The sequence below is a fragment of the Pusillimonas sp. T2 genome (genome assembly GCF_002236805.1).
Lineage (GTDB): Bacteria > Pseudomonadota > Gammaproteobacteria > Burkholderiales > Burkholderiaceae_B > Neopusillimonas.
In genome coordinates this window covers 62,504-87,875 of record NZ_NIQA01000003.1, presented here as the reverse complement: position 1 = coordinate 87,875, position 25,372 = coordinate 62,504, and the positions used below count along the sequence as shown (strand labels likewise).

The following is a 25,372-nucleotide window of genomic DNA, read 5'->3' as shown; positions in this document are numbered from 1 at the left end:
GGCATGCAGTCCGTATGTATTCTTGGTTCTACGGGTTCTATTGGCGAAAGTACGCTCGACGTTATTGCCCGGCATCCCGACACGTTTTCTGTTTATGCCCTGACAGCGCATAGCCGCATCGAAAAATTAGCGGATCAGGCCGCACGCACAGGGGCTCGCGTGGTTGTGGTGCCCGACGACGCTGCGGCTCAGCAATTTGCTCAAGTGTGGGGCCGCGGCCCCGGTGTGATGCCTGAAGTGCGTGTGGGTGCCCAGGCCTTGGTCGATACCGCCGCGGACGACGCGGTCACCACGGTCATGGCAGCCATTGTAGGGGCGGCTGGCTTGCCTTCTGCGCTGGCTGCTGCGCAGGTTGGCAAACGTGTTTTACTAGCCAACAAAGAAGCGCTGGTGGCGGCGGGCAATCTGTTTATGCAAGCGGTTCGCGATAATGGCGCCGAATTGCTGCCTATCGACAGCGAACACAATGCTATTTTTCAATGCTTGCCTCACGGCGACCGGGCCAGTGCCCCGACTGCACCAGCGCGCGGCGTACGGCGGCTGGTGCTTACCGCGTCTGGTGGGCCGTTCCGTAATACACCGTTAGCCGATCTGGTGGCTGTCACGCCCGAGCAAGCTTGCGCTCACCCGAACTGGAGCATGGGCCGTAAGATTTCTGTCGATTCGGCCACTATGCTTAACAAAGGGTTGGAGGTCATCGAGGCTCATTGGCTGTTTGCCATGCCCGTCGACGCTATTCAGGTGTTGGTGCATCCGCAAAGCGTGGTGCATTCAATGGTCGAATATGACGACGGGTCGGTGCTGGCGCAATTGGGTCAGCCCGATATGCGTACGCCTATTGCTTATGGTTTGGGTTTTCCCGATCGCATTGCCAGTGGTGTCGGGTTGCTCGATTTGGCCGCGAAGGGGCGTCTCGATTTCGAAGCCCCCGATTTCGATCGCTTTCCGTGCTTGCGTTTGTCATTCGATGCCTTGCGCGCAGGGCAGGGAGCCTGTATAGCCTTGAATGCTGCTAACGAGGTGGCAGTTGCGCAATTTCTTGACCGACGCATTTCGTTCATGGCCATTGCAGAGGTCATCGATGCCAGTCTGCAAAGTCTGGCGTCAAGTTTTGGTCAAGCACCGGCATCGCTGGAAGACGTGCTGGCGCTTGACCGTGCTGCGCGGGCCAGGGCTGAAGCGTTATGCCGTCAGTTTGCGCTCGACTCATGATCGCAGTGGTATTGGGGCTGACACGTCTAAAGTCATCACGTAATCATCGCCGTATTCCGGTAGTCTTTCTGCGATAGCAACTTCATCGGCCTGAGTCCGTTGCGCTATATTAAATAAACCAGCAAGATATCTACCGGGCGCTGCTTGCACCCGGTTAAAATGTTTCGTTGCGTCTACTATTTCTAGGCTTTTATGTTGTTTACCTTGCTGGCGTTTGCTGTCGCGCTAGGCCTCCTTATCACTTTTCACGAGCTTGGGCATTACTGGGTGGCCCGTTGGTGTGGGGTCAGGGTGCTACGGTTTTCGGTAGGTTTTGGTCGCGTTTTGGTGCGCCGTGCCGACCGCCATGGCACCGAGTGGGCGCTCTCGGCGATTCCGCTTGGCGGCTACGTCAAAATGCAAGACGACCCGCCCGAACATGCAACGTTGGCGCAGCAGGCTGAATCCTTCAATCAAAAGCCGGTAGGGCAGCGTTTTGCTATTGTTGCCGCTGGCCCCATAGCTAATTTGCTGTTGGCTGCCGCGCTTTACGCCGGCTTAAGTATGGTTGGTACCCAAGAGCCCGCCGCCATACTGGCCGAGCCAGCCCCCAATACCGCTGCAGCGATGGCTGGCGTAAAAGAGGGCGACCGCATTGTGGCTGTCAATGACCAAGCCGTGCAGTCCTGGAGCGAAGCGCGTTGGTCGTTGCTCGACCTTGTCGCCTCGGGCGGGCGAGCCGATCTTCAAGTTGATACCGCAGAAGGTACGCAACGTGTAAGAAGTCTGGCATTGCAGGCGGCAAATATTACCCCCGAAACCGAAGATCCCTTGCTGCAAGCGGGATTGGCGTTGCACGCACCTACGCTTAAGGTGGGGCAGGTGATTGACGGCGGTGCAGGCCAGGCGGCAGGCTTGAAAGACGGAGATCAAATCATTCGTTTGGGCGAACTCGACAAGCCCGGTCCGCAAGCGTTTGTTGATAAGGTGCAGGCCAGTGCCGATCAGCCGCTGCCAGTCACGGTGTTGCGTGATGGCGTTGCTTTGTCGTTTACCGTCACCCCGCGTCCAGAGGCCGGCCCCGATGGGCAAACAGTGGGCCGGGTAGGGGTCATGTTGGGGGCCGACTTCCCCATGGTGTCAGTCAGTTACGGGCCCTTTGAAAGCGTATGGCGCGGCCTCGAACGCACTGCAGAGACCGCCTGGTTTTCACTGAAAATGATGGGTCGCATGCTGACGGGCGACGTTTCGGTGCGTAATATCAGCGGGCCTGTCACTATTGCCGATTACGCGGGCCAGTCGGCACGCATTGGTTTGGCCGCGTATATCGGTTTTCTGGCGCTTATCAGTGTTAGTATCGGCGTTTTGAATTTGCTGCCCATACCTATGCTCGACGGCGGCCATTTAATGTATTACTTGCTTGAAATTGTACGCGGCAAGCCCGTGCCCGACGCTTGGCTTGAACAAGGCCAGCGCATTGGCCTGGGGTTACTGGCGGCGCTCATGAGTCTGGCCTTTTTTAATGACTTTGTGCGTCTTTTCAGTTAACACGTTGTGCCGTACAATCCACCACCACCAGATCGTCTAAGGATCCCCCAGGATGTCGTTTCGTCGTAAGTTCTCTTTAGCCCGCCGCGTCATGCCATTGGTGCTGACTGCGTTTCTGGCCCCGGGCCTGGCCAACGCCTTCACACCATTTGTTGTCAAAGATATTCGCGTCGAAGGTGTCCAGCGCGTCGATGTCGGTACTATTTTCAGTTATTTGCCAGTCAAGGTCGGGCAAGAGTTTACCGAACAGCAAGCCGCCGAAGCCATTCAGCGTCTTTACGCTACTGGTTTCTTCAGCGACGTCAATATCGACACCCAAAATGACGTCATTGTGGTGGCTGTAAAAGAACGTCCTACTATTGCGTCGGTTACTTTTAACGGTATGCGGGCTTTCGATGCCGAAGCGCTTAACAAGGCACTCGGGTCAGTAGGTTTCGGCCCCGGCCGCGTATTCGACCGCGCCGCGCTCGAGCAGGCCGAATTTCAATTAAAGCAAGAGTATTTGTCGCAGGGTAAATATGGTGTCGAAGTTACACCTATCATCACGCCCTTGCCACGCAACCGCGTAGGCGTCACTTTCGATATTTTCGAAGGTGACGTAGCTACGATCAGCCAAATTAACTTTGTAGGCAACAAAGCTTTTTCGGCTAGCGACTTGCGCGATGAAATGAGCCTGACAACGGGCGGCATCATGACTTGGTACACAGGTACCAACAAGTATTCGCGCGAAAAGCTTGAAGGCGACCTTGAAGCGATCCGGTCTTATTATCTCGATCGTGGCTACCTAGAGTTTACAATGGAGCCGCCTCAAGTCACCATTTCGCCCGATCGCCAAAGCATATACATCACCATCACCGTTAACGAAGGCGAGCCCTACAAGGTGCGCAGCGTCAAGTTGGCCGGTGAATTGCTTGGGCTCGACGACCAGATTCGTCCGCTTATTCAAGTTAAAGAAAACGAAACGTTCTCTGCCGCGGTGTCTAACGCCAGTGTCAAAGCTATTACCGATTACCTCGGTAGCCTGGGGTATGCGTTTGCCAACGTCAACCCCAACCCTCAGCTTGATCGCGAAACCAAAGAAGCCGACCTGACCTTTTACGTCGACCCGGGTCGTCGTGTTTATGTCCGCCGCATTCAAATCGGGGGTAACACACGTACACGCGATGTCGTTGTTCGTCGCGAGATGCGTCAACAAGAGTCGGCTTGGTACGACTCGAGCAGCATCAAAGAGTCGCGCGACCGTATCGATCGTCTCGGTTACTTCAGCGAGCTCAACGTTGATGCCGCGCCAGTACCCGGTTCGGTGGACCAGGTCGATATCAACGTCGACGTGAAAGAAAAGCCCACAGGTCTTATTAACCTGGGTGTGGGTTACGGTTCTACCGACAAGGTTATTTTGTCGGCGGGTATCAGCCAAGAAAACATCTTTGGCAGTGGCAACAGCCTTTCGTTGCAAGTAAATACCAGTAAAACCAACCGGACCCTGGTTGTAGCGCACACCGACCCGTACTGGACAACCGAGGGTATCAGCAAAACGACGTCGCTGTACTACCGGCGTACAACGCCTTACGACACCGGTAGCGGTGATCGTGGAGACTACCGTGTTACGGCTTACGGCGGTGGCATGAACTTCGGGGTGCCTATTTCCGAGTACGACCGCGTGTTTGCAGGTGCAACCTTCGAACATAACAAGCTCGAGCTCTACGATCCCCCACAGGCTTACACCGATTTCACCAACGAGTATGGCGACAGTACCAATGCCGTCATTTTCAACCTTGGTTGGGCGAAAGACACTCGCGACAGCGCCATTGCTCCGCGTAAAGGTAGCTACACTCGTTTAGGCGCTGACGTCTCTACGGCCGATTTACGCTACTACATGCTCAGTGGCCAGCAACAGTATTATGTTCCGTTAGGGCGAAGCTTTACTCTGGCGCTAAATGCCAAGATCGACTGGGCACGCAGCTATGGCAGCAAAACATTCCCGGTCATCAAGAACATGTATGCTGGCGGTCTGGGTTCCGTGCGTGGCTACGAAGGCGCATCGCTGGGCCCACGTGATGTCCGTACGGGCGACTACCTTGGGGGTTCGCGGCGCATGATTGCCAACGCGCAGCTGTACCTGCCGTTCCCTGGCGCCACGCGTGATCGTACGCTGCGCTGGTTTGTATTTGCCGACGCTGGTCAAATCGCCAACACGGGCGGCGGTGCATGCGCAACGGGCATTAGTAATCAGGTCGAAGACCCGTGCGGCTGGCGTTACTCGGCTGGTTTGGGCTTGTCCTGGGAGTCTCCTATGGGCCCGCTCGAAATTTCTTGGGGTAAAGCGCTTAACGCCAAGGGCGGCGACGATCTCCAGGCCTTCCAGTTCCAGATCGGCACAGGCTTTTAATCCATCAGGCGCCGAGTTTTTAATTCGGCGCGTTTAATGGCACAATAGTTTTTTTATCTCTGCACTTGCAAGGTAGATTTTTCATGAAGTCTGAATTAGTTTTGAAAGTTTCTGCATTAACCCGTAGCCTGGTTCGCGGTCAACGCGCTTTGGCTATGGCAGCTGTTCTGGGCGCCGCAACGCTGGTTACGCTGCCTGCGCCTGCCCAGGCCCAGGGCACCAAAGTCGGCTTCGTGAGCACCGAACGCATCCTGCGTGATTCCAAGCCCGCCAAGGCAGCCCAGGCCAAGATAGAAGGCGAGTTCAAGCGTCGCGATCAAGAGCTGCAAAACCTGGCTAACAGCCTGCGCAACAAGGCGCAGCAGTTCGACAAAGACGCACCTGTGTTGTCCGAGTCTGACCGGGTCAAGCGTCAACGCGAATTGGCCGATATCGATGCCGATTTGCAGCGCAAGCGTCGCGAATTCCAGGAAGACTTCAATCGCCGTCGTAACGAAGAGTTTTCCTCTATCGTTGAAAAGGCCGACGCCGCGATCAAGCAAATCGCCGACAGCCAGGGCTACGACCTGATCATTCAAGATGCCGTTACGGTCAGCCCCCGAGTTGACATTACCGACCAGGTACTTAAGGCCCTCGGCGGTTAATGTGTTATGCCGGTGTTGTTAGCGCCTGAACAGGCGCCTTCTCTTTCCGACCTGTTGCGCAGTGCCAATAAGGTCGGGCTAGACTACCGGTTAATCAACGAGCCTACATCCCATATAAGGGGTATAGGCTCGTTGCTTTCTGCCGGTCCCGACGAAGTCAGCTTTCTGTCGAATCCGCGGCTTAAAGATCAGGTGGCGCAATGTCGAGCAGCGGCCGTCATTCTTACGCAAGACGTATTTGATGCTCTGGCGCCGGGCCCTCAGTTCCACGCGGTTATCTGCAGCCAGCCCTACTTAATGTATGCCTTGCTGGCGCAGTGGTTCGACCAGCATCGTCTCGAGCAGTTGCCAACGGGCATTCATCCGTCTGCCGTTGTCGATCCTAGTGCGCGCATTGGTCCGGGGGCCAGTATTGGCCCACATTGCGTCATCGAAGCCGAAGCTTCTATCGGCGCCGGTGCCCGTCTTGGGCCCGGTTGTATTGTCGGGCAAGGTTCGTCCGTCGGCAACGACAGCCTCCTGCATGCGCGGGTTACGCTGTACCACGGCGTGAGCGTGGGCCATCGGGCTATATTGCATAGCGGCGTGGTATTAGGCGCTGATGGCTTTGGCTTTGCACCCGACCCGTTCAAGGGGCAGGGCGCTTGGGCCAAAATTGCCCAGCTGGGCGGCGTGCGTATTGGCGACGATGTCGAAATTGGCGCTAATACCACTGTCGATCGCGGTGCGCTCGACGATACCGTTGTCGGTAACGGCGTAAAACTCGACAATCAAATCATGCTGGCTCATAACGTAAAGGTCGGTGATCACACTGCCATGGCCGCATGCGTGGGCGTTGCCGGCTCTACGGTCATTGGGCAGCGTTGCACCATCGGCGGGGCGTCCATGTTGTCTGGGCATATCGTGTTGGGTGATGATGTCCATGTCTCTGGTGGCACGGCCATTACGTCTAACGTGCTTGAGCCTGGCCGGTATACCGGCGTCTATCCGTTTGCCGAGCATACCCATTGGCAAAAAAATGCGGCAGTCGTATCGCAACTCGCCCACCTGCGTCGTCGTGTGCGGGCGTGTGAAAAAAACGCGCCTCAAAACGAACAATAAAATCATTACAAAATATCGCGCCGTTGGCGTGCTTATGTAGGACAGGATATGGAACTGGATATCAAACAAATCATGGCGCGTTTGCCGCATCGTTACCCGATGCTGCTCGTCGATCGTGTGCTTGAAATGGTGCCGGGCAAAAGCATTGTCGCCCTTAAAAACGTGACCATGAATGAGCCCTTCTTCACGGGCCACTTTCCGCACCACCCGGTCATGCCGGGTGTTCTCATCATCGAAGCCATGGCTCAGGCGTCGGCCTTGTTTTCGTTCGAAGGCGATTCTAACGTTAACCCTGCAGACCAGAAAATTGCCTATTACCTGGTGGGTGTTGACGGTGCGCGTTTCCGCCGTCCTGTAGTGCCCGGCGACCAGTTGCGCATCGAAGTTACCGCCGACCGCATCAGCCGTACCATGTGCAAGTACACAGGCCGCGCTACCGTCGATGGTCAAGAAGTGGCCGAAGCCAAGCTTATGTGCGCGATCCGGGTGCTGGAAGACTGATGTCGGGATTAATTCACCCTACGGCCATCATTTCACCCGGCGCGCAGCTGGGTGCCAATGTTACGGTCGGCCCTTACAGCCTGATTGGCCCTAACGTGCTCATTGGGGCGGGTACCGTCGTTGGGCCGCATTGCATTATCGATGGCCACACGACCATTGGCGAAAACAACGAGTTCTACCGTTTTTGTTCAATTGGCGGCATGCCGCAAGACAAAAAGTACAAGGGCGAATCTACCCGCCTGGAAATTGGCAACGGCAATATGGTGCGCGAGTATGTCACCATTAATACCGGCACGGTACAAGACGTAGGCGTCACCCGCGTTGGAGACGATAACTGGATCATGGCTTATGTGCACATTGCACACGATTGCCAGGTGGGAAGTCACACCATTATTGCCAATAACGTTCAGTTGGCTGGTCATATCCATATTCAAGACTGGGCCATCATTGGTGGTTCTACGGCGGCGCATCAATTTGTTCGTATCGGCGCGCACAGTATGGTGGGGGGCAACAGCGCCATCCGTCAAGACATCCCACCTTACGTTATTGGTGCTGGCGACCCTTTTCGCCCGGTTGGCGTCAATACCGAGGGCCTGAGCCGTCGCGGCTACAGTCCCGAAGCTGTGTCCGCCCTGAAAGAAGCCTACAAGCTGTTGTTTCGCCGACAACTTAAAGTCGACGAGGCTGTTGCGCAAATGCGTGTGCTCCAGCAAGATCGACCCGATGCCGCAGAAGCCCTTCAGCCGCTTATCGACTTCCTCTCTGTTGAAGGTCGCGGCATCGTTCGGCCATGACCTTGCATATCGGGATGGTCGCGGGCGAGCCCTCTGGCGACCTGTTGGCCGCACGGGTCATGGCGGGGCTGCAGTCCGGGGCTATTGCCACCACTGATGTTCGTTTCGACGGTATTGGTGGGCCGGCCATGCGCACCCAGGGTCTTGACTGCCGGCACGATATGGCGGCTTTGACTGTTTTTGGCTATGTCGATGCCTTAAAGCGCTTGCCCGGCTTGCTGCGAACCTACCACGACGTCAAATCGCATTGGCTTGAACAACGGCCCGATGTTTTCGTGGGTATCGACGCGCCTGACTTTAATCTGCGACTCGAGCATCAGCTTAAGCAAGCCGGTGTCCCCACCGTTCATTTCGTAGGCCCGTCGATCTGGGCCTGGCGATATAGCCGTATTCACAAGATACGCGAATCGGTCTCGCATATGTTGGTGCTGTTCCCGTTCGAAACGGCCATCTACGAAAAGGAAGACATCCCGGTCACGTTTGTCGGCCATCCGTTGGCCGATTTAATTCCGCTTGAACCCGATCGAATCCAAATGCGCAAGCAACTGGGCCTGGATGCCGGCGCGCGCGTACTCGCCGTGTTACCTGGTAGCCGCGCTTCTGAGATTCGTTTGCTGGCCCCGAGGTTTTTGCAGGCAGCGCGCATTTTGCAAACCCAAGACCCGGCGCTGCAATTGCTGGTGCCCATGGTCAATGCGCAGCGGCGGGCCGAATTCGAGGCCATTCTGGCGGCATACCCAGTGCGCAATTTAAAAATTATCGATCGCAGCACCACGGCCGGCCGGCCGGCAGCTTGGGATGCCATGGAAGCCGCCGATGCGGTTTTGGTTGCCAGCGGCACCGCCACACTTGAAACTGCTTTATTCAAGCGGCCCATGGTTATTTCGTATGTGCTGTCGCCCCTAATGCGCCGATTAATGGCCTGGAAGTCGGGGCAAGAAAAGCCCTATGTGCCTTGGGTGGGTTTGCCCAATGTGCTGTTGAATGATTTTGCGGTACCCGAGCTGCTGCAAGACGACGCGACACCAGAAAAACTGGCCGACGCGACCTGGGCCGCCTTGACCGATAAAGCAAGGGCAGAAACACTGGCTCAGCGGTTTTTGACCATGCATCATACCCTTCGCTGCGATACTCCTACCTTGGCCGCTCGGGCTATTTATGATGTGGCTACCCGCCATGCAGGCTGACTTATTCGATATGGCAATCCCGGCCGGCTTGATCGCTGGCGTAGACGAAGCAGGCCGGGGCCCGTTGGCGGGTCCGGTTTACGCGGCGGCGGTCATCCTGCCCGAAACCGGCATTCCTGAGGGTTTGAACGATTCTAAAAAGCTGACGGCCAAACGTCGCGATGCCTTGGCCGAAGAGATTCGGCGTACCGCTGTGGCCTGGTGCATTGCACAGGCCAGTGTCGAGGAAATTGACGCCCTGAACATTCTGCAGGCCACTTTTTTGGCGATGCGTCGGGCCTGCGAGGGCCTGGCGGTACGACCAAGCCAGATACTGATTGACGGTAACCGTGTGCCTGCTGGGCTGGTCGCCCCGGCACAGGCCATCGTAAAAGGCGACAGCAAAGTCAAAGCTATTTCGGCAGCATCGATTTTGGCAAAGACAGCGCGTGACGCCGATTGCGACCGCCTGCACGATTTGTACCCCGTTTACGGTTTTGATCAGCATAAGGGATACGGCACGGCCCTGCACATTGAGCGGCTGCGGCAGTACGGGCCCTGTCTGGCACATCGCCGCAGCTTTGCGCCTGTACGCGACATGGTGTCCATCGAAGGGGCGTGTCTGTGAAGCATCTCCAGTCGCGCGACAACCCTCAGTACAAGCAACTGCTGCGCGTGTCCGCCGGCAAAGTGTCGGATCAGGTGTTGCTTGAAGGCGTGCATCTGTGTGAAGAATGGCTGCGTCATCAAGGGCTTCCAGTCTGGGCGGTATTCGACGCCGAGCGGCTGGCGCAAAGTGCGGCGCTTCAGCGTTTGGCCAACCACATTGACGCTGATGTCGGGTTGACGCTCGATGCCGCGCTATATCCGCGTTTGTCTCAGGTTGCAGGGCAAGGGCAGGGCGTATGTTTTGTGGTGAAGCGACCGTCCCCCGACTTGCCTGCCTCTATTTCTGGCAACGTGCTCTGGCTCGATCGCGTGCAAGACCCAGGCAATCTGGGTACGTTGCTACGCACGGCCGCTGCGGTTGGCATAAAACAGGTGTTTGTGTCTGAAGGTTCGGTTTCCGCCTGGTCACCCAAAGTGCTGCGAAGCGCCCAGGGCGCCCACTTTGCGCTGCAAGTATATGAACATCTCGATCTACATGCGCTGTGCGAGCGATTGCGGGTGCCGCTGGTAGCTACTGCCCTAGAGCAGGGTCAAATGTTGTACAGCCTTGAATTGCCAAAGGCCTGCGCCTGGTTGGCCGGAAATGAAGGGCAGGGGGTCGACCCGGCTCTGTTGGCGCGCGCCGATCTGCGGGTGTTTATCCCGCAAAGCGACGCCGTTGAATCGTTGAATGTCGGTGTGGCAACGGCGGTATGCCTGTACGAGCAACTTCGGCAACACCAGGCACATTGAGGGCGCCGGGCGGCATTATTGCCCGGCCCCGGTGCAGCTACGCGCAATCTTAGTAGATATGCGCTTCCAGGCCGACCTCTTGCAGCACTTTGGTCGATATTTCTTCAATGGATCGCGTTGTGGTTGACACAAACGGGATGCTTTCGATACGCATCAGGCGTTCGGCCTCGGCAACCTCGTAGCGGCATTGCTCTAGCGTGGAGTATTTGGAGTTCGGGCGGCGCTCGTTGCGCACTTCGGACAGGCGTTCGGGCTGAATGGAAAGACCGAACAGCTTTTTACGGAAGGGCGCCAGCGTGGCGGGTAGCGTGCCCCGTTCGAAGTCTTCGGGGATGAGCGGAAAGTTGGCCACCTTGATGGCGTATTGCATGGCTAGATACAGGCTGGTGGGTGTTTTGCCGCAGCGCGACACCCCCACCAGGATGACGTCGGCTTTGTCGAGCCCGTGTACATACTGGCCATCGTCGTGTGACAAGCTGAAGTTGATGGCTTCGATGCGGTTACGATACTTTTGCGATGTACCGCTGCCGTGTGAGCGCCCGATGGAATGGCTGGACTTCATGCCCAAGGCCTCTTCGAGCGGCTTGACGAAGGTGCCAAACAGGTCAAGGAAGATGCCGTTTGCATCTTTTAGCAAGGCAGCCATATCGGGGTTGACCAGTGTGCTGAAAATGAGCGGGGGCTTGCCTGTTTCTTGAGCGCAACGGTTAATTTTGGCTACGGCTTCTTGCACTTTTTCGCGGCTGTCTATAAATGGAAGCCGCGTCGAGCGAAACTGTGCCTCTTCAAACTGCGACAGCACAGAATGGCTGAAGGTTTCGGCGGTAATGCCGGTGCCGTCAGAGACGATAAAGACGGTACGTTCGACGTTGGTAGAAGTCATTACAAAGGCTAGCCCATTAAAGTTGGGAAAAGGTACAATTGCGTGTTGCCTTAGGCTTGAAGAAGGCAAGGCTGGTTTGCTTAGTGCGTAGATTTTAAGTCAATTCACGCTATGCCATAAGCAAACAAGCTTTCTTCTATAGTGTTTAAAGGTGACTTTATGTCTTATGTAGTACCTTTCGAGCAACTCCGCATGACGGACGTTGACTCGGTCGGGGGCAAAAATGCGTCCCTGGGCGAAATGATCAGCCAGCTGGCTGGTGCCGGCGTGCGCGTGCCTGGCGGCTTTGCCACCACGTCCGACGCTTTCCGCGGCTTCCTGAAGCAAACCGGTCTCGACGACCGTATTGCTCAGCGTCTGTCTACACTCGATGCCGACGATGTTCGCGAACTGGCCAATGCTGGTGCGCAAATTCGTCAATGGATCGTCGAAACGCCATTCCCGGCCGAACTCGAACAAGCCATTCGCGAATCGTTCGCCAAACTCGACGCCGACGGCAAGGGTTCGTTTGCGGTACGCTCTTCGGCTACCGCCGAAGACCTGCCCGACGCTTCATTCGCCGGCCAACAAGAAACCTTCCTTAACGTTGTCGGCATCGACGACGTGCTCGATAAAGTTCGCCACGTTTTTGCATCGTTGTACAACGATCGCGCTATTTCGTATCGCGTACACAAAGGCTATGCCCACGCCGAAGTCGCCTTGTCGGCCGGCATTCAGCGCATGGTGCGTTCCGACCTGGGCAGCGCCGGCGTCATGTTCACACTCGACACCGAATCCGGTTTCGACGATGTCGTCTTCATCACCTCGTCTTACGGCCTGGGCGAAACTGTCGTGCAGGGCGCCGTCAACCCTGACGAATTCTATGTGTTTAAACCTACGTTGGCTGCGGGTCATTACCCCATCATCAGCCGTCGTATTGGTTCCAAGCTTCTTAAAATGGAATTTGACATCGAGCGTACATCGGGCGCTGCCGTTCGCACCGTCGATGTCCCCGTGTCCGAGCGCAACCGTTACTCTCTGACCGACGAAGAAGTCATCGAACTGGCGCGTTACGCCGTAATCATTGAAAAGCACTACGGCCGCCCCATGGATATCGAATGGGGTCGCGATGGTATCGACGGTAAAATTTATATCCTTCAGGCACGTCCCGAAACCGTCAAGTCGCAACAGGCAGCACACGACGTTCAAGAGCGCTATCGCCTGAAAGCCACTGGCGAAGTACTGGTGACCGGTCGTGCCATCGGCCAAAAAATCGGCTCGGGTAAAGTCCGTGTGGTGGCTGATATCTCCGAAATGGACCAGGTCCGCGCCGGCGATATCCTGGTTACCGACATGACCGACCCCAACTGGGAACCGGTCATGAAATTGGCCTCGGCCATTGTCACTAACCGCGGTGGTCGTACCTGCCACGCAGCCATTATTGCCCGTGAGCTCGGTATCCCTGCGGTTGTGGGTTGTGCCAATGCCACCGACGTTCTGGCTGACGGCAAAGAGGTCACCGTGTCGTGCGCTGAAGGCGACGAAGGTCGTATCTACGACGGTCTGATCGAAACCGAGATCGAGCAAGTCCAGTGGGGCGAAATGCCCGAGATCGGTGTGAAAATCATGATGAACGTGGGTAACCCCCAATTGGCGTTCGATTTCTCGCAAATCCCCAACGCCGGTGTGGGTCTTGCTCGCCTCGAGTTCATCATCAATAACAACATCAATGTGCACCCCAAAGCTGTGCTCGACTACCCCAACGTCGACAGCGAGCTTAAAAAGGCCGTCGAATCAGCAGCGCGTGGCTACGCCAGCCCGCGTGCCTTCTTCGTTGAAAAGCTCGCCGAAGGCGTCGCGACTATTGGTGCAGCGTTTTATCCCAAGCCAGTCATTGTTCGTATGTCCGACTTCAAGTCAAACGAATATCGCAAGCTGGTTGGTGGTTCGCGCTACGAGCCCGAAGAGGAAAACCCCATGCTGGGCTTCCGTGGTGCGTCGCGTTACCTTGCCGAAGACTTCGAAGAGTGCTTCCGCATGGAATGCGAAGCGCTTAAGAAAGTACGCGACGAAATGGGGCTGACCAACGTCGAAATCATGGTGCCGTTTGTACGTACGGTTAACCAGGCCCGCAAAGTCATCGACTTGCTGGCCAGCCATGGCCTCGAGCGCGGTAAAAATGGTCTGCGCGTCATCATGATGTGCGAAGTACCGTCTAACGCCATTTTGGCTGATCAGTTCCTCGAGCACTTCGACGGCTTCTCCATCGGCTCGAACGACATGACACAGCTCACACTGGGTCTTGACCGCGATTCGGGCATGGAGCTCTTGGCAGCAGACTTCGACGAGCGCGACGAGGCCGTCAAGTTCATGCTCAGCCGCGCGATCCAGTCTTGCCTGAAGGCAGGAAAATATGTCGGTATCTGCGGTCAGGGCCCCAGCGACCATCCGGACTTGGCCGACTGGCTGCGTGATCAGGGTATTTTGTCAATGTCGCTTAACCCCGACACTGTTGTCGATACCTGGCAGCGTCTGGCCAAGTAAGGCTTAGCGGTACAAAAAAACGCCGGGGTATCCCCGGCGTTTTTTATTTGGCTTGTGGCTTCTTTTCGTGTGTGCGCAAGAACAGGTCGGCGATCAATTTGGCTTTTTCATCAAGCGCTTTTTGAGTTGGCGGTTTATTGGCCTGCATCAAGTTGCCAATCAGGTCCATATCGCACAGGCATCGTAAGTGTGTGGCCAGCACTTCGGGGTCTTCGTCCTGCAGGTGGCCGGCCGCGACTTGTCGTGCCATGAACTGGGCCATTTCGCACCAGACGACTTCGGTGCCCAGGTCGAAAAAGCGTTTGCCAATACCGGAGTGGCCACTGACCGAAATAGCGACACGGATGAGTTTGAGCGTGTCTTCGTCGGCCAATACCGACAATAACGACTGCGCAAAGCGCTCGAGTTGCCGACGCAGGTCGCCCGAAGAACCGATCAGTGCCATAATATCTCGGCCTAGCGCCATAGCCGAGTGGTGCATGGCGGCCAGCAGCAGGTCTTCTTTAGACGAAAAGTAGTTATAAAGCGTGGCTTTAGAGCCCCCCACTTTAGCTGCAATTTGCGACATTGACGCAGCTTCGAAACCTTCTTCACGAAAGACTTCAAGCGCGGTGGTTAAAATGGCTTCGCGGCGGGCCTCGGTTTTTTTTCGCATGAACGCTGTAGTAATAATGGCTGGTATGGACAAGGTTAACCAAACCGTACAGTAATAAGTATAGGCAATTTCCATGAAGTGCGCGTCATCATCGGTCTTTTTCGCACACCTGCCCACTTCACTGGGAAGGCTTGTCATGACGTCTAACGGTCAGGCACTCATGGGTTTGTATTTTTCCGATCAGCGTGACTGCCCGCCGGTAGGCCGCGTATCGTCGTCAGACACAACAGCACCCGGCGTCATCAGCGACCCAACCGCCGGCGAGATCAACGGCAGGGTACTGCGCGATATCCGCATATCCGGACGCCGTACAAGTCAGGGTACGCAATGCCCTGACTTTGACTCAGGGTTGGGTGCCGAACTTCGTGTTGGCGTGCTCGACGCATTGGGCCCGACAACTGACACTGCGTCAGCCCGCGATATTTTTGAGTTGGCTGCTCAAGAGCTGCAAGCCTACTTTGCCGGGACACTTGCCCAGTTTTCGGTGCCCTTACAACTTGAAGGCACGCCATTTCAGAAAAAAGTATGGCAAGCCTTGCTCGACATCCCCTATAGTGCATTAGTGTCTTACGGCGAACTGGCGCATGCCCTGGGAGATAAAGCCGCCAGCCGGGCCGTTGGCGTGGCGGTCGGGCGCAACCCGGTTTCCATCATCGTGCCATGCCACCGGGTTGTGGCGGCCAACCGTCGGCTGACCGGTTATGGCGGCGGGTTGCATCGCAAATGCAGCCTGTTGTTGCATGAAGGCTGGGCGCTGGCGTAATGATGCATGGCGCCGTCGCCTACGCCATAATTGGATGCCTATCGGGGCAAGTGGGTTTGACGATACAGGCACGATGCCCGCGTACCATGCAACCTTGGTTTCAATAGCGTAAGGAGTGTTTTATGTGGTTCTGGTTTGCCTTTGCACTGGCAGCGCTTATTGGCGAGGTATTAAGCGGCACATTTTATTTGCTGCTTATTGCATTGGGCCTCGCTGCGGGCGGGGTTGCCGCCTGGGCAGGGGCGGGGTTAGGTCTGCAAATCGTGGCGGCTGGCGTAGTGGCCATATTGGGTTTGCTAGTACTGCGCAAGACGCACGTACTTAAAAAGCGCGAGGTCAACGCGGCTCGCAACAAAGACGTCAACCTCGACATCGGCGCACACGTCAGCATTACCTCTTGGGGGGCAAACGATACCGCGCATGTGCGGTATCGTGGGGCTTTGTGGTCTGCCCGGCTGGCCCCAGGTTTTTCACCCGTTTCCGGCCAGCACCGCATTATCGAAATCGAAGGTTCAACACTAGTCGTTGTGCCCGACGACAGGGCCTGATTCATTCGGTCGTAACTCAGGCCTGCTAAAAGCACGCCGTTCTATTCTTCTAAGGTGGTTTAATGTTCTTCGACCCGGATTTCTCTGTTTTTGTGACCATTGTGGGTCTCGCCCTGGCCTTCATTATCATCATCAAGGCCATTGCCATTGTGCCCCAGCAAAATGCCTGGGTTATCGAACGTTTGGGCAAATACGACCGCACCTTGTCGCCAGGTGCAGGGTTTGTGATTCCGTTCATCGAGCGAGTGGCCTACAAGCACTCGCTCAAAGAAATCCCCCTCGATGTGCCTAGCCAGATTTGCATCACAAAAGACAATACCCAACTGCAAGTTGATGGCGTCTTGTATTTTCAAGTTACCGATCCAATGCGTGCCTCGTATGGGTCATCCAACTATATCTCGGCCATCACGCAGTTGGCGCAAACTACGTTGCGTTCTGTCATCGGCAAAATGGAGCTCGACCGTACCTTCGAAGAACGCGAGCTGATCAACAGCGCCGTGGTTGCCGCACTTGACGAAGCGGCCCTGAATTGGGGCGTCAAGGTGTTGCGCTACGAAATCAAAGATCTCACCCCGCCAGCCGAAATTCTGCGTGCGATGCAGGCGCAAATTACGGCCGAACGCGAAAAAAGGGCGCTTATTGCCGCGTCCGAAGGCCGTCGTCAAGAGCAGATCAATATCGCCACAGGCGAACGTGAAGCCTTTATTGCTCGTTCAGAGGGCGAAAAGCAGGCCGAGATCAATAAGGCCGAAGGCGAGGCTCGCGCAGTACTGGTGGTGGCCGAAGCGACGGCCAAAGCCATTACTCAAGTTGCACACGCCGTTAACCAACCCGGTGGGATCGAAGCCGTCAACCTGAATGTGGCCGAACGTTATGTTGATGCGTTTGCCAATGTAGCCAAACAAGGCAACACCCTCATTCTGCCGGCCAACCTAGCTGATATGGGCGGCATGATTGCTTCGGCCATGACTATTATCAACAAAACCGGTAAGGGCGGCTCCGGCTCGGGGGCTTAGTTAGACTTAGTCGTGCGTTCAGCTGCCGCCACGACGTAAAGTACCGTTTGGTACCCCTTGTCGACGGTCACATCAGTAGGGCTTTTAACTGCCTTCGCCGCGCAGGTAGGCCTGAGCGCGCTGTGCCATCAGGGCTTCGCGGCGAATGAAATCAGACACGAAGGCGCTGGCTGGCTGATGATGCAAACCGTAGGGGGTATCCCATTGCACGATGACGCCTTTCTCCATGACGCCGATACGGTCGGCAATGGCGAAGGCTTCGGCCTGGTTGTGCGTGACCAGTAGGGCGGTATGGCCGGTACTTTTCAGAATATCGCGTACCTCAAATGCCAGTCGTTCGCGCGTATCGACATCGAGGTTCGAGAAGGGTTCATCGAGCAATAAAAGCTCGGGTTCGGGCGCCAGAGCACGCGCCAGGGCGACGCGTTGCTGTTGGCCTCCCGACAATTCGTGCGGGTAGCGCCGGGCCACGTCGGTCAGCCCGACAAGTTCAAGCATTTCTTCGACACGTTTGCTGCGCGCGGGCTTCTCGAGATGCTGCAGCCCAAATCCGATGTTCTTTTCGATGGTGAGGTGGGGGAACAGGGCATAGTCTTGAAACATCATGCCCACGTTACGATTTTGGGGTTCGACCATGAAGTCGGGCGATGACAAGACGATAGCTCCCAAGCCGATCGTGCCAGTACGTAACGGCTCGAACCCGGCAATAGCGCGCAACACCGTTGTCTTGCCGCAACCCGATGCCCCTAGCAAGCAGCCAATGTGACCTTTTTCAAGCCCCAGGGATAGGTGGTTGACAACCGGCAACAGTCCTTCGGGCGTGTCGTAGGCGAGCGAGACATCGTTAAGCTTTAATAGTTCTTCTGACATGGATGCAGCGTATTTAGTGTCCGGATTTTAATTGACTGCGCGCCAGCACAATAACTGGCAACAAGCCCGCCAGCACAATAGCAAGCGCTGCCACAGCACCTTCTTCGTAGGTGCCACGTGCCGCTTCGGCGTAAAGCCAGGTTGCCAACGTTTCGAAGTTGACCGGGCGCAAGAGCAGGGTCGCCGGGAGCTCTTTCATGGTGTCGACGAACACCAGAAGGGCAGCGGCGCCAATAGCGGGTCGCAGCAATGGCAGGTGAACACGACGTAAAGTACCGGTGGCCGTTTCACCCAGCAAACGAGATGCCTGCTCTAATGAGGGCGGGATGCGCGCGAGGCCGGATTCGAGCCCCCCGACGGAAATGGCCATGAAGCGAATGGCATAGGCGCAGACCAAGGCCGTAGAAGACCCCATTAACCACAAGCCTGGCGATGTATTGCCCAGCCCCTGGGCTATCCAGGCAATGGCATCGTCGACCAGGTTAAGAGGCGTCAGCAAGGCGATGGCCAGCACAGTGCCCGGCAGGGCGTAACCTACGGTGGACACGCGAGCGCATAGTTTGGTGAAGGCGTATGGCGAAGCGTTTCGGGTGCTGCGCGCTGCCCAGGTGACCACGATACCGCACACTACCACGACCAGCGTAGCGACTAACGCAATGCCAATGGTATTGAGACCGCTTTGTATTAACTGACTGGATACGCCGCCGGCAATGTGCAGGTGCTTGATGGTTTGGTTAAGCAGATAGAGTGCCGGGGCCACAAAGCCGATGATGATAGGCGCCCAGCCCAGGCCGATGGCAATAAGTGCTGCGGCGCCTTTAAGCGGCTTGGGCTGAATAGGGCGCATGCGCTGGGTGTTGGCATAACGCTGCCGCTTGCGCCCGTGACGTTCAAGCAAAATGAGCGCAACGACGATAGCCAGCATGGCCAGCGCAATTTGCGCCGCACCAGCCAGGTCAGACCGAGTAACCCAGGTGGTGTAGACCGACACGGTGAGTGTTTGCACACCAAGGAATTCGGACGCGCCAATGTCGTTAAGGGTTTCGAGCAATGCCAGGCTGACCCCTACAGCGATAGCCGGGCGTGCCAGCGGCAGGGCGACTTTAAGAAAAACGCCACGCCCGCTAAGCCCCAAAATACGACCGGCTTCGAGCAAGCTGGCAGCCTGAGTGGCAAACATGACGCGCGTGGACAAGTAAACGTAGGGGTACAGCACAAAGCCCAGCAAAAATATGGCGCCGGGCAGACCGCGCAAGTCGGGCAGGCGGAATTCGCGGGGGCTGCTGTAGCCAAGGATGTCGCGAACGAGCCCTTGCAGCGGCCCTATGGGGTGAAGAATATCGAGATAAGCAAACGCAACGATGTAGGTGGGTACTGCCAGAGGCAGCAATAGCGCCCATGACAACATGCGTTGAGTAGGAAATGAAAATGCCGTGACCAGCCATGCAGCGCCGGTACCCAGACACGTGACCAGAACCCCGACCCCCAGCAACAACAGTACCGTATTGACAAATGCTGTGGGAATCACGAAATTGAGCAAGTGCGCCCAGTGACTGAGCGACCCTTGCGAGGCGAGCCAGCCCAAGGTAAGAATGGGCGTGACAACGCACAACGCAATGAAAATCGCACCAAGCCGCCAGCCGGTATCGGAGTTCCAGAAAATACGACGCAACTGCAAGCGCTTGGCTTCCTGCAAATAAACAGACTGGGCGCCCCTGGTGCGCCCAGCCCCGGATAGGGTTAAAGGGGTGTTATTGGTCGAATCCAACTTTGTCTACCAGTTTGCTGGCTTGCTGACGATGTTTTGCGATCTCGGCAAGTGGCAAGGGGTCGACAACCAACGGGCCAAAACTGGCCACAACGGGGTCTAGTTTAACCCCGGCGCGCACAGGATACTCGTAGTTGGCGTTAGCGTACAGGTTCTGCGCCTTCTCGGACACAAGATATTCAAGTAATTGAACGGCCTGTGCCTTGTTGGGCGAGTGTTTGGCAACAGCTGCACCCGACACGTTTACATGCGTACCCTTGCTTTTGTCGTTGGCGAATGTCGGGCGTACGACTTTAATGGCTTCGCCCCATTTGTAGTTGTCGGTGCCGGGCTCGGCGTTTTTCATGCGCCCGACGTAGTAGGCGTTGGCGATACCCACGTCGCAAATACCCCCCAGAATGTCACGGGCAACGTCGCGGTCACCGCCGGCTGCTTTGCGACCCAGGTTGGCCTTGACTCCACGCAACCAATTTTCGGTGGCTTCTTCACCATTGTGGGCAATCATGGCCGCGATCAGGCCGGTGTTGTAGGGGTGCTGGCCCGAGCGAATGCACACTTTGCCTTTGTATTTAGGGTCGGCAAAGTCTTCGTAGGTGAGGGCGTTGATGTCGAGCTCTTTGGCGACATACGCCACGCGGTCGCGCAACGACAGTGCATACCACTGGCCGGCGGGGTCGCGCAAATTGGCAGGAATCACGCCGTTGAGGGTTTCGGACTGTACAGGCTGGGTAATCCCGCCTTGCACCAGATCGATCAGGTTACCGATATCGACGACCATCAGTACATCGGCCGGCGATTTATCGCCCTCGGCGCGGACGCGTTCAAGCAAGCCGTCTTTGACAAATACCGTGTTCACGGCAATGCCGGTATCTTTCTTGAATTCGTCAAGAATGGGTTGGATGAGACCAGGTTCGCGCGTGGTGTACAAATTGACTTCGCTGGCGGCGGCGGCTGTAGAAACGGCAGCCAGGCCGGCGAGCGCCAGGGCGCGCAGTGCGGGCATGAACGAACGGGTGTGACGCATGAAGGTACTCCGTAAGGGTTGGAACGCGTTTGTAAATAGCAATGATTCTCAACAAGCTTAGCATATAATGGGGTAAACCAGTATATATGTAGCGTATACGCTTAAATTTTTTGAAAATATGCGTTGTTTTTATATTTAATATGTAGACGCTAATACTATGTTTCGTATATGCTTATTCAAAAGCTATTTGGTCGGTGCGTTATCATGCCAGCCACCAATATTAAAGCTAACACCCGCGTTATTAATATATTAGCGAGCACAAACACTATGGCCGCCTTCAACACCGAAAAAGTCCTCAGCGTTCATCACTGGAACGACACCCTGTTTTCATTTACGACAACGCGCGACGCCGGCTTGCGTTTTCATAACGGCCACTTCGTTATGCTGGGCCTGGAAGTCGAGGGTAAGCCGCTGATGCGCGCCTATAGTATTGCCAGCGCCAACTACGAAGAAAACCTCGAATTTCTGAGCATTAAAGTGCCCAACGGCCCATTAACATCGCGTCTGCAGCACCTGAAAGTAGGCGATGAAGTTCTGGTCAGCCGTAAACCGGTCGGTACCTTGGTCGTCGACGACCTGAAGCCTGGCAAGCACCTTTACCTCTTCGGTACGGGCACCGGTCTGGCCCCGTTCATGAGCATTATCAAAGACCCGGAAGTATACGAGCGTTTTGAAAAAGTCATTCTGATGCACGGTGTCCGCCAGGTTAGCGAACTGGCCTACTCTGACTACATCCAGAACGAACTGCCCAATAACGAGTTCTTTGGCGAGATGGTGCGCGAAAAGTTGGTGTACTACCCCACCGTCACACGCGAAGAGTTCCGTAACACCGGTCGCATCACAACCGTCATTGAAAGCGGGAAGTTCTTTGAAGACACCGGCTTGCCGCCGCTCAACCCGGAAACCGACCGCGCCATGATGTGCGGTAGCCCGGCCATGCTCGAAGACCTGTGCAAAATGCTCGATAGTCGGGGTTTTGTGGTTTCGCCCGGTGTGGGCGAACCCGGTGACTACGTCATCGAACGCGCTTTCGTAGAAAAGTAAGTCAAAAGGGTAGGGGGCTGTTAATTTTGTCTATAGATGTTTAAACTCTGATAGTTACTTGTTGACTTATACAGAGACACATCATGGCAAAACACGTTGTTCAAACCGACGCTGCACCGGCCGCAGTAGGCCCCTATTCACAGGCTATCGCCACCGACGGCGGTAAAACCGTTTATTTGTCAGGGCAAATCGGCCTCGAACCCGCCACCGGCGAACTGGTTTCCGAAAACTTCGAGGGCCAAGTTCGTCAGGCGTTTGCCAATATGCAGGCCGTCATCGAGGCCGCTGGCGGCTCGCTGGCCTCTATCGTCAAGCTCACCCTGTACCTGACCGATATCTCCAAGTTTGCCAGCGCAAACGCCATCATGGCCGACATTATTCCGCAGCCGTTCCCGGCGCGTTCGACTATCGGCGTGGCTAGTTTGCCCAAAGGCGCACAATTCGAAGTCGAAGCGATTATCGTTATTTAGCGTTTTTCGCATCCTTATTTCTGACGCCGTCTAAACCACGTGGCTACATCGTCAGCAACCGAGCGTCGTCTGCAACGGCTTGGTTTGCATACGCCGCAAGACTATATCGTTCACTTGCCGCTGCGTTACGAAGACGAAACGCAGTTGGTGCCTATCGGGTCGGCTCAGCCCGGCCAGTCGGTGCAAGTCGAGGGTACGGTGCTACACAGCGAGGTCCAGCTCAGGCCTCGCAGGCAACTGGTGGCCGTGGTGGGCGACGATACCGGACGCCTGTCTTTACGCTGGCTGCACTTTTACCCCAGCCAGCAAAAGCAGGTGTTCAAGGGGCGGTTGGTCCGGGTAAGGGGCGAAGTACGCGCCGGGTTCAATGGCCCGGAAATCGTACATCCGCGTGTCGCTGCAGCAGGTGGAGCGCTTGCTGCCGCGTTAACGCCGGTTTATCCCACCACTGAAGGGCTATCGCAGCCCACATTACGTAAGCTTATCGATCGAGCGCTTGAATCGGCCGACTTGTCCGATACTTTGCCCGACGATATTCGAGAGCGCTTCCAGCTCGTTCCGTTTGCGCAGGCTATTCGTGCCTTGCATCATCCGCCGCCCAGTGTGTCGGCTGCCGATTTGCTTGAACGCGAACACCCCGCTTGGCGCCGCATCAAGTTTGATGAGCTGCTGGCCCAGCAATTGTCGCTGGCACGCGCCCGGGCGCAGCGTTTGTCGCAACGGGCGCCATTACTTAAGCCTCAAAATACACAGCTACTTAAGGCTTTACATGCCCGTTTGCCGTTCAAGCTAACGGCTGCGCAGGGTAGGGTGGTTGACGAAATTCTGAGCGATTTGCAACGCGCCCACCCTATGCACCGTTTGTTGCAGGGTGATGTAGGTAGCGGCAAAACCGTCGTGGCAGCCATTGCAGCGGTGCACGCTATTTCTGCCGGCGCCCAGGTAGCGATCATGGCGCCTACCGAGATTCTGGCTGAACAGCATTTGCACAAGATGGTCGACTGGCTGGCGCCATTGGGTATAAACACAGTGTGGTTAACCGGCAGCCTGACCCAGAAAACGCGTCGAGAAGCTGCGCAAGCCATTAAAAGCGGACAGGCGCAGCTGGTTGTAGGAACGCAAGCGCTTATTCAGGACAAAGTTGAATTTGCCAACCTGGGGTTGATTATCTTGGATGAACAACACCGCTTTGGCGTGGGTCAGCGTTTGGCGCTCAGCAAAAAGGGCGAGTTGTCCGTGGACAGCGACAATGTCATACCGCATCAGCTCAACATGAGCGCGACACCTATTCCGCGAACGCTCGCTATGACCTTTTTTGCCGACCTGGATGTGTCGGTGATTGACGAACTGCCTCCCGGGCGTCAGCAGGTGGTGACCAAGCTGTTGGCCGATACCCGGCGACATGAACTGACTGCGCATATCGGCGCCGAAGTGGCTCGCGGGCGCCAAGTGTACTGGGTGTGCCCGCTGGTCGAAGAAAGCGAAGCCCTGCAATTGCAAACGGCCGTCGACACCCACCAGCAATTGTCCGAGATGCTGGTGGGTATGACGGTCGGCTTGGTACACGGCCGCATGAAGCCTGCCGAGAAAGCCCAAGTCATGGATGAGTTTCGTGCTGGACGTATTCAGGTGCTGGTGGCCACAACCGTGATTGAAGTCGGTGTCGATGTGCCCAATGCCTCATTAATGGTCATCGAACATGCCGAACGTTTTGGGTTGGCTCAGTTGCATCAGTTGCGCGGACGGGTAGGGCGGGGTAGCGCTCAGTCGGTCTGTGTTCTGCTGTACCAAAACCCGCTCTCGGCCATTGCCCGGCAACGTCTGCGCGCGATGTACGAAACCACGGACGGTTTCGAAATTGCCCGACGTGATCTCGATCTTCGTGGGCCGGGCGAATTTTTAGGGGTACGGCAGTCGGGCGCGCAGATTTTGCGATTTGCCAGCCTTGAAACCGACGCAGGCCTTGTAGAGCAAGCGCAGCAACTCGCCGCTGAATTATTGGCCGCCCAACCCGAAACGGTGGATAGACACTTGGGTCGATGGATGCGGGGTAAACAAGACTTTCTGCGAACCTGATGCCCTTTCATTCAGTTTTTATCTACGGAGCCGAATATGACGCTCACTGAACTTAAATACATAGTCGCCGTCGCCCGCGAGCGTCACTTTGGTCGGGCTGCAGATGCTTGCTATGTCAGTCAGCCGACGCTTTCGGTGGCGATTCGCAAGCTTGAGGAAGAGCTGGGCGTCACGCTTTTCGAACGCGGCGGCAACGAGGTGTCGGTGACGCCGATTGGCGAGCGGGTCATTGCGCAGGCGCAGCGCGTGCTTGAAGAAACGGCCAATTTACGCGAGATTGCGCGTCAGGGGCATGACCCGTTGGCCGGGCCGCTGCGAGTGGGGGTGATTTACACCATTGGGCCGTACTTGCTGCCCCGCCTGGTGCCGGCGCAAATCGAGATCACCCCGCAAATGCCATTGATCCTGCAAGAGAACTTTACCTCACGCTTGCTCGAACTACTGCGCCAGGGGGAGATCGATTGCGCCATCATGGCGCTGCCGTTTCCGGATACGGGGCTTGAAGTGCGGCCGCTTTACGACGAGCCCTTTGTGGTCGCCGTTCCCAAGAGGCACCCCTGGGCGAAGCGTTCCAGCATTAGTGCATCTGAGCTTAAAGAAGAAACCATGCTGTTGCTGGGCACAGGTCACTGCTTTCGAGACCAGGTGCTCGAAGTATGCCCTGAACTGGCGCGTTTCTCGGCCAGCAATGACGGCATTCAGCGCAGTTTCGAAGGCTCTTCGCTAGAGACCATTCGGCATATGGTGGCTGCAGGTATTGGCATTACGGTGCTGCCCGTCAGCTCCTTGCCCACCTCGGGCGCCCCCAATGACTTGTTAACTTATATTCCGTTCAGCAAACCCGTCCCCGATCGCCGTGTCGTCATCGCGTGGCGCAAGAGCTTTCCGCGTCGCGAAGCAATGGAAGCCTTGATCCGCGCGGTTCGGCAGTGCGATTTGCCGGGCGTGTCGTATCTCGATACCGATGCTCCCATGGTATCCTTTGCCCCCTGATCAG

The 25,372-nt window shown here is 56.3% G+C and carries 23 protein-coding genes; 18 read left to right on the top strand and 5 right to left on the bottom strand.

The window, feature by feature from the left end:
• The first annotated feature begins 3 nt into the window (after positions 1-3).
• From ispC to PuT2_RS06070, 10 genes are all read left to right on the top strand, one after another.
• Positions 4-1,212: a 1-deoxy-D-xylulose-5-phosphate reductoisomerase gene (gene ispC, locus PuT2_RS06115; protein ID WP_093970175.1), complete on the top strand. Its 1,209-nt coding sequence runs from the start codon at positions 4-6 to the stop codon at positions 1,210-1,212.
• Between the two features lie 192 nt (positions 1,213-1,404).
• Entirely contained in the window at positions 1,405-2,739 is a 1,335-nt protein-coding gene (gene rseP, locus PuT2_RS06110) for an RIP metalloprotease RseP (protein ID WP_093970174.1), read from the top strand.
• Between the two features lie 52 nt (positions 2,740-2,791).
• Positions 2,792-5,128, top strand: a complete 2,337-nt coding sequence (gene bamA, locus PuT2_RS06105; protein ID WP_093970173.1) for an outer membrane protein assembly factor BamA — start codon at positions 2,792-2,794, stop codon at positions 5,126-5,128.
• Positions 5,129-5,211: 83 nt separating this feature from the next.
• Positions 5,212-5,772: an OmpH family outer membrane protein gene (locus PuT2_RS06100; RefSeq protein ID WP_093970172.1), complete on the top strand. Its 561-nt coding sequence runs from the start codon at positions 5,212-5,214 to the stop codon at positions 5,770-5,772.
• 6 nt (positions 5,773-5,778) lie between these two features.
• Complete coding sequence (lpxD, locus tag PuT2_RS06095; protein ID WP_093970171.1) at positions 5,779-6,873, top strand: UDP-3-O-(3-hydroxymyristoyl)glucosamine N-acyltransferase; 1,095 nt, start codon at positions 5,779-5,781, stop codon at positions 6,871-6,873.
• 48 nt (positions 6,874-6,921) lie between these two features.
• Positions 6,922-7,374 carry a 3-hydroxyacyl-ACP dehydratase FabZ gene (fabZ, locus tag PuT2_RS06090; protein ID WP_093970170.1) on the top strand — a complete coding sequence of 151 codons (453 nt, stop codon included), beginning with the start codon at positions 6,922-6,924 and terminating at the stop codon, positions 7,372-7,374.
• Positions 7,374-8,168: an acyl-ACP--UDP-N-acetylglucosamine O-acyltransferase gene (gene lpxA, locus PuT2_RS06085; protein WP_093970169.1), complete on the top strand. Its 795-nt coding sequence runs from the start codon at positions 7,374-7,376 to the stop codon at positions 8,166-8,168. The genes fabZ and lpxA overlap by 1 nt, the downstream gene beginning before the upstream one ends.
• Positions 8,165-9,355 (top strand): lipid-A-disaccharide synthase, encoded by a 1,191-nt coding sequence (gene lpxB, locus PuT2_RS06080; protein ID WP_093970168.1) that lies wholly within the window; start codon positions 8,165-8,167, stop codon positions 9,353-9,355. Before lpxA ends, lpxB begins: the two co-directional genes overlap by 4 nt.
• Positions 9,327-9,962, top strand: coding sequence for a ribonuclease HII (gene rnhB, locus PuT2_RS06075; protein WP_233574915.1), 636 nt, complete (start codon positions 9,327-9,329; stop codon positions 9,960-9,962). The genes lpxB and rnhB overlap by 29 nt, the downstream gene beginning before the upstream one ends.
• Positions 9,959-10,735 carry an RNA methyltransferase gene (locus PuT2_RS06070; RefSeq protein WP_093970167.1) on the top strand — a complete coding sequence of 259 codons (777 nt, stop codon included), beginning with the start codon at positions 9,959-9,961 and terminating at the stop codon, positions 10,733-10,735. Before rnhB ends, PuT2_RS06070 begins: the two co-directional genes overlap by 4 nt.
• A 49-nt stretch (positions 10,736-10,784) precedes the next feature.
• Here the strand turns inward: PuT2_RS06070 and PuT2_RS06065 are convergent, their stop codons facing one another.
• Positions 10,785-11,618, bottom strand: coding sequence for a pyruvate, water dikinase regulatory protein (locus PuT2_RS06065; RefSeq protein ID WP_093970166.1), 834 nt, complete (start codon positions 11,616-11,618; stop codon positions 10,785-10,787).
• Between the two features lie 159 nt (positions 11,619-11,777).
• Between PuT2_RS06065 and ppsA the strand changes: the two genes are divergently transcribed.
• Complete coding sequence (gene ppsA / locus PuT2_RS06060) at positions 11,778-14,141, top strand: phosphoenolpyruvate synthase (protein WP_093970165.1); 2,364 nt, start codon at positions 11,778-11,780, stop codon at positions 14,139-14,141.
• A 43-nt stretch (positions 14,142-14,184) separates the two neighbouring features.
• On the opposite strand, the gene PuT2_RS06055 is transcribed toward ppsA, so the two are convergent.
• On the bottom strand, positions 14,185-14,871 hold the full coding sequence (locus PuT2_RS06055; RefSeq protein WP_158214018.1) for a TetR/AcrR family transcriptional regulator: 687 nt from the start codon (positions 14,869-14,871) through the stop codon (positions 14,185-14,187).
• A 61-nt stretch (positions 14,872-14,932) separates the two neighbouring features.
• On the opposite strand from PuT2_RS06055, the gene PuT2_RS06050 reads away from it, so the two are divergent.
• The 3 genes from PuT2_RS06050 (at position 14,933) to PuT2_RS06040 (ending at position 17,123) form a co-directional block, all read left to right on the top strand.
• The gene (locus PuT2_RS06050) at positions 14,933-15,559 is read left to right on the top strand and encodes a methylated-DNA--[protein]-cysteine S-methyltransferase (RefSeq protein ID WP_254046960.1); all 627 of its coding nucleotides are present in this window, start codon (positions 14,933-14,935) and stop codon (positions 15,557-15,559) included.
• A gap of 122 nt (positions 15,560-15,681) precedes the next feature.
• Positions 15,682-16,107 carry an NfeD family protein gene (locus tag PuT2_RS06045; protein WP_093970164.1) on the top strand — a complete coding sequence of 142 codons (426 nt, stop codon included), beginning with the start codon at positions 15,682-15,684 and terminating at the stop codon, positions 16,105-16,107.
• Positions 16,108-16,169: 62 nt separating this feature from the next.
• Complete coding sequence (locus tag PuT2_RS06040) at positions 16,170-17,123, top strand: SPFH domain-containing protein (protein ID WP_093970163.1); 954 nt, start codon at positions 16,170-16,172, stop codon at positions 17,121-17,123.
• Positions 17,124-17,207: 84 nt separating this feature from the next.
• Here the strand turns inward: PuT2_RS06040 and PuT2_RS06035 are convergent, their stop codons facing one another.
• The 3 genes from PuT2_RS06035 to PuT2_RS06025 are packed head-to-tail and all read right to left on the bottom strand — an operon-like array spanning position 17,208 to position 20,785.
• Positions 17,208-17,993 (bottom strand): ABC transporter ATP-binding protein, encoded by a 786-nt coding sequence (locus PuT2_RS06035; RefSeq protein WP_093970162.1) that lies wholly within the window; start codon positions 17,991-17,993, stop codon positions 17,208-17,210.
• A gap of 13 nt (positions 17,994-18,006) precedes the next feature.
• Positions 18,007-19,689 (bottom strand): iron ABC transporter permease, encoded by a 1,683-nt coding sequence (locus PuT2_RS06030; RefSeq protein ID WP_093970161.1) that lies wholly within the window; start codon positions 19,687-19,689, stop codon positions 18,007-18,009.
• 55 nt (positions 19,690-19,744) lie between these two features.
• On the bottom strand, positions 19,745-20,785 hold the full coding sequence (locus tag PuT2_RS06025) for a Fe(3+) ABC transporter substrate-binding protein (RefSeq protein WP_093970160.1): 1,041 nt from the start codon (positions 20,783-20,785) through the stop codon (positions 19,745-19,747).
• Between the two features lie 267 nt (positions 20,786-21,052).
• On the opposite strand from PuT2_RS06025, the gene PuT2_RS06020 reads away from it, so the two are divergent.
• The 4 genes from PuT2_RS06020 (at position 21,053) to PuT2_RS06005 (ending at position 25,368) form a co-directional block, all read left to right on the top strand.
• On the top strand, positions 21,053-21,829 hold the full coding sequence (locus PuT2_RS06020) for a ferredoxin--NADP reductase (RefSeq protein ID WP_093970519.1): 777 nt from the start codon (positions 21,053-21,055) through the stop codon (positions 21,827-21,829).
• 83 nt (positions 21,830-21,912) lie between these two features.
• Complete coding sequence (locus tag PuT2_RS06015) at positions 21,913-22,299, top strand: Rid family detoxifying hydrolase (protein WP_093970159.1); 387 nt, start codon at positions 21,913-21,915, stop codon at positions 22,297-22,299.
• 39 nt (positions 22,300-22,338) lie between these two features.
• Complete coding sequence (gene recG / locus PuT2_RS06010; RefSeq protein ID WP_093970158.1) at positions 22,339-24,375, top strand: ATP-dependent DNA helicase RecG; 2,037 nt, start codon at positions 22,339-22,341, stop codon at positions 24,373-24,375.
• A 36-nt stretch (positions 24,376-24,411) separates the two neighbouring features.
• Positions 24,412-25,368: a LysR substrate-binding domain-containing protein gene (locus PuT2_RS06005; protein WP_093970157.1), complete on the top strand. Its 957-nt coding sequence runs from the start codon at positions 24,412-24,414 to the stop codon at positions 25,366-25,368.
• Positions 25,369-25,372: the final 4 nt, after the last annotated feature.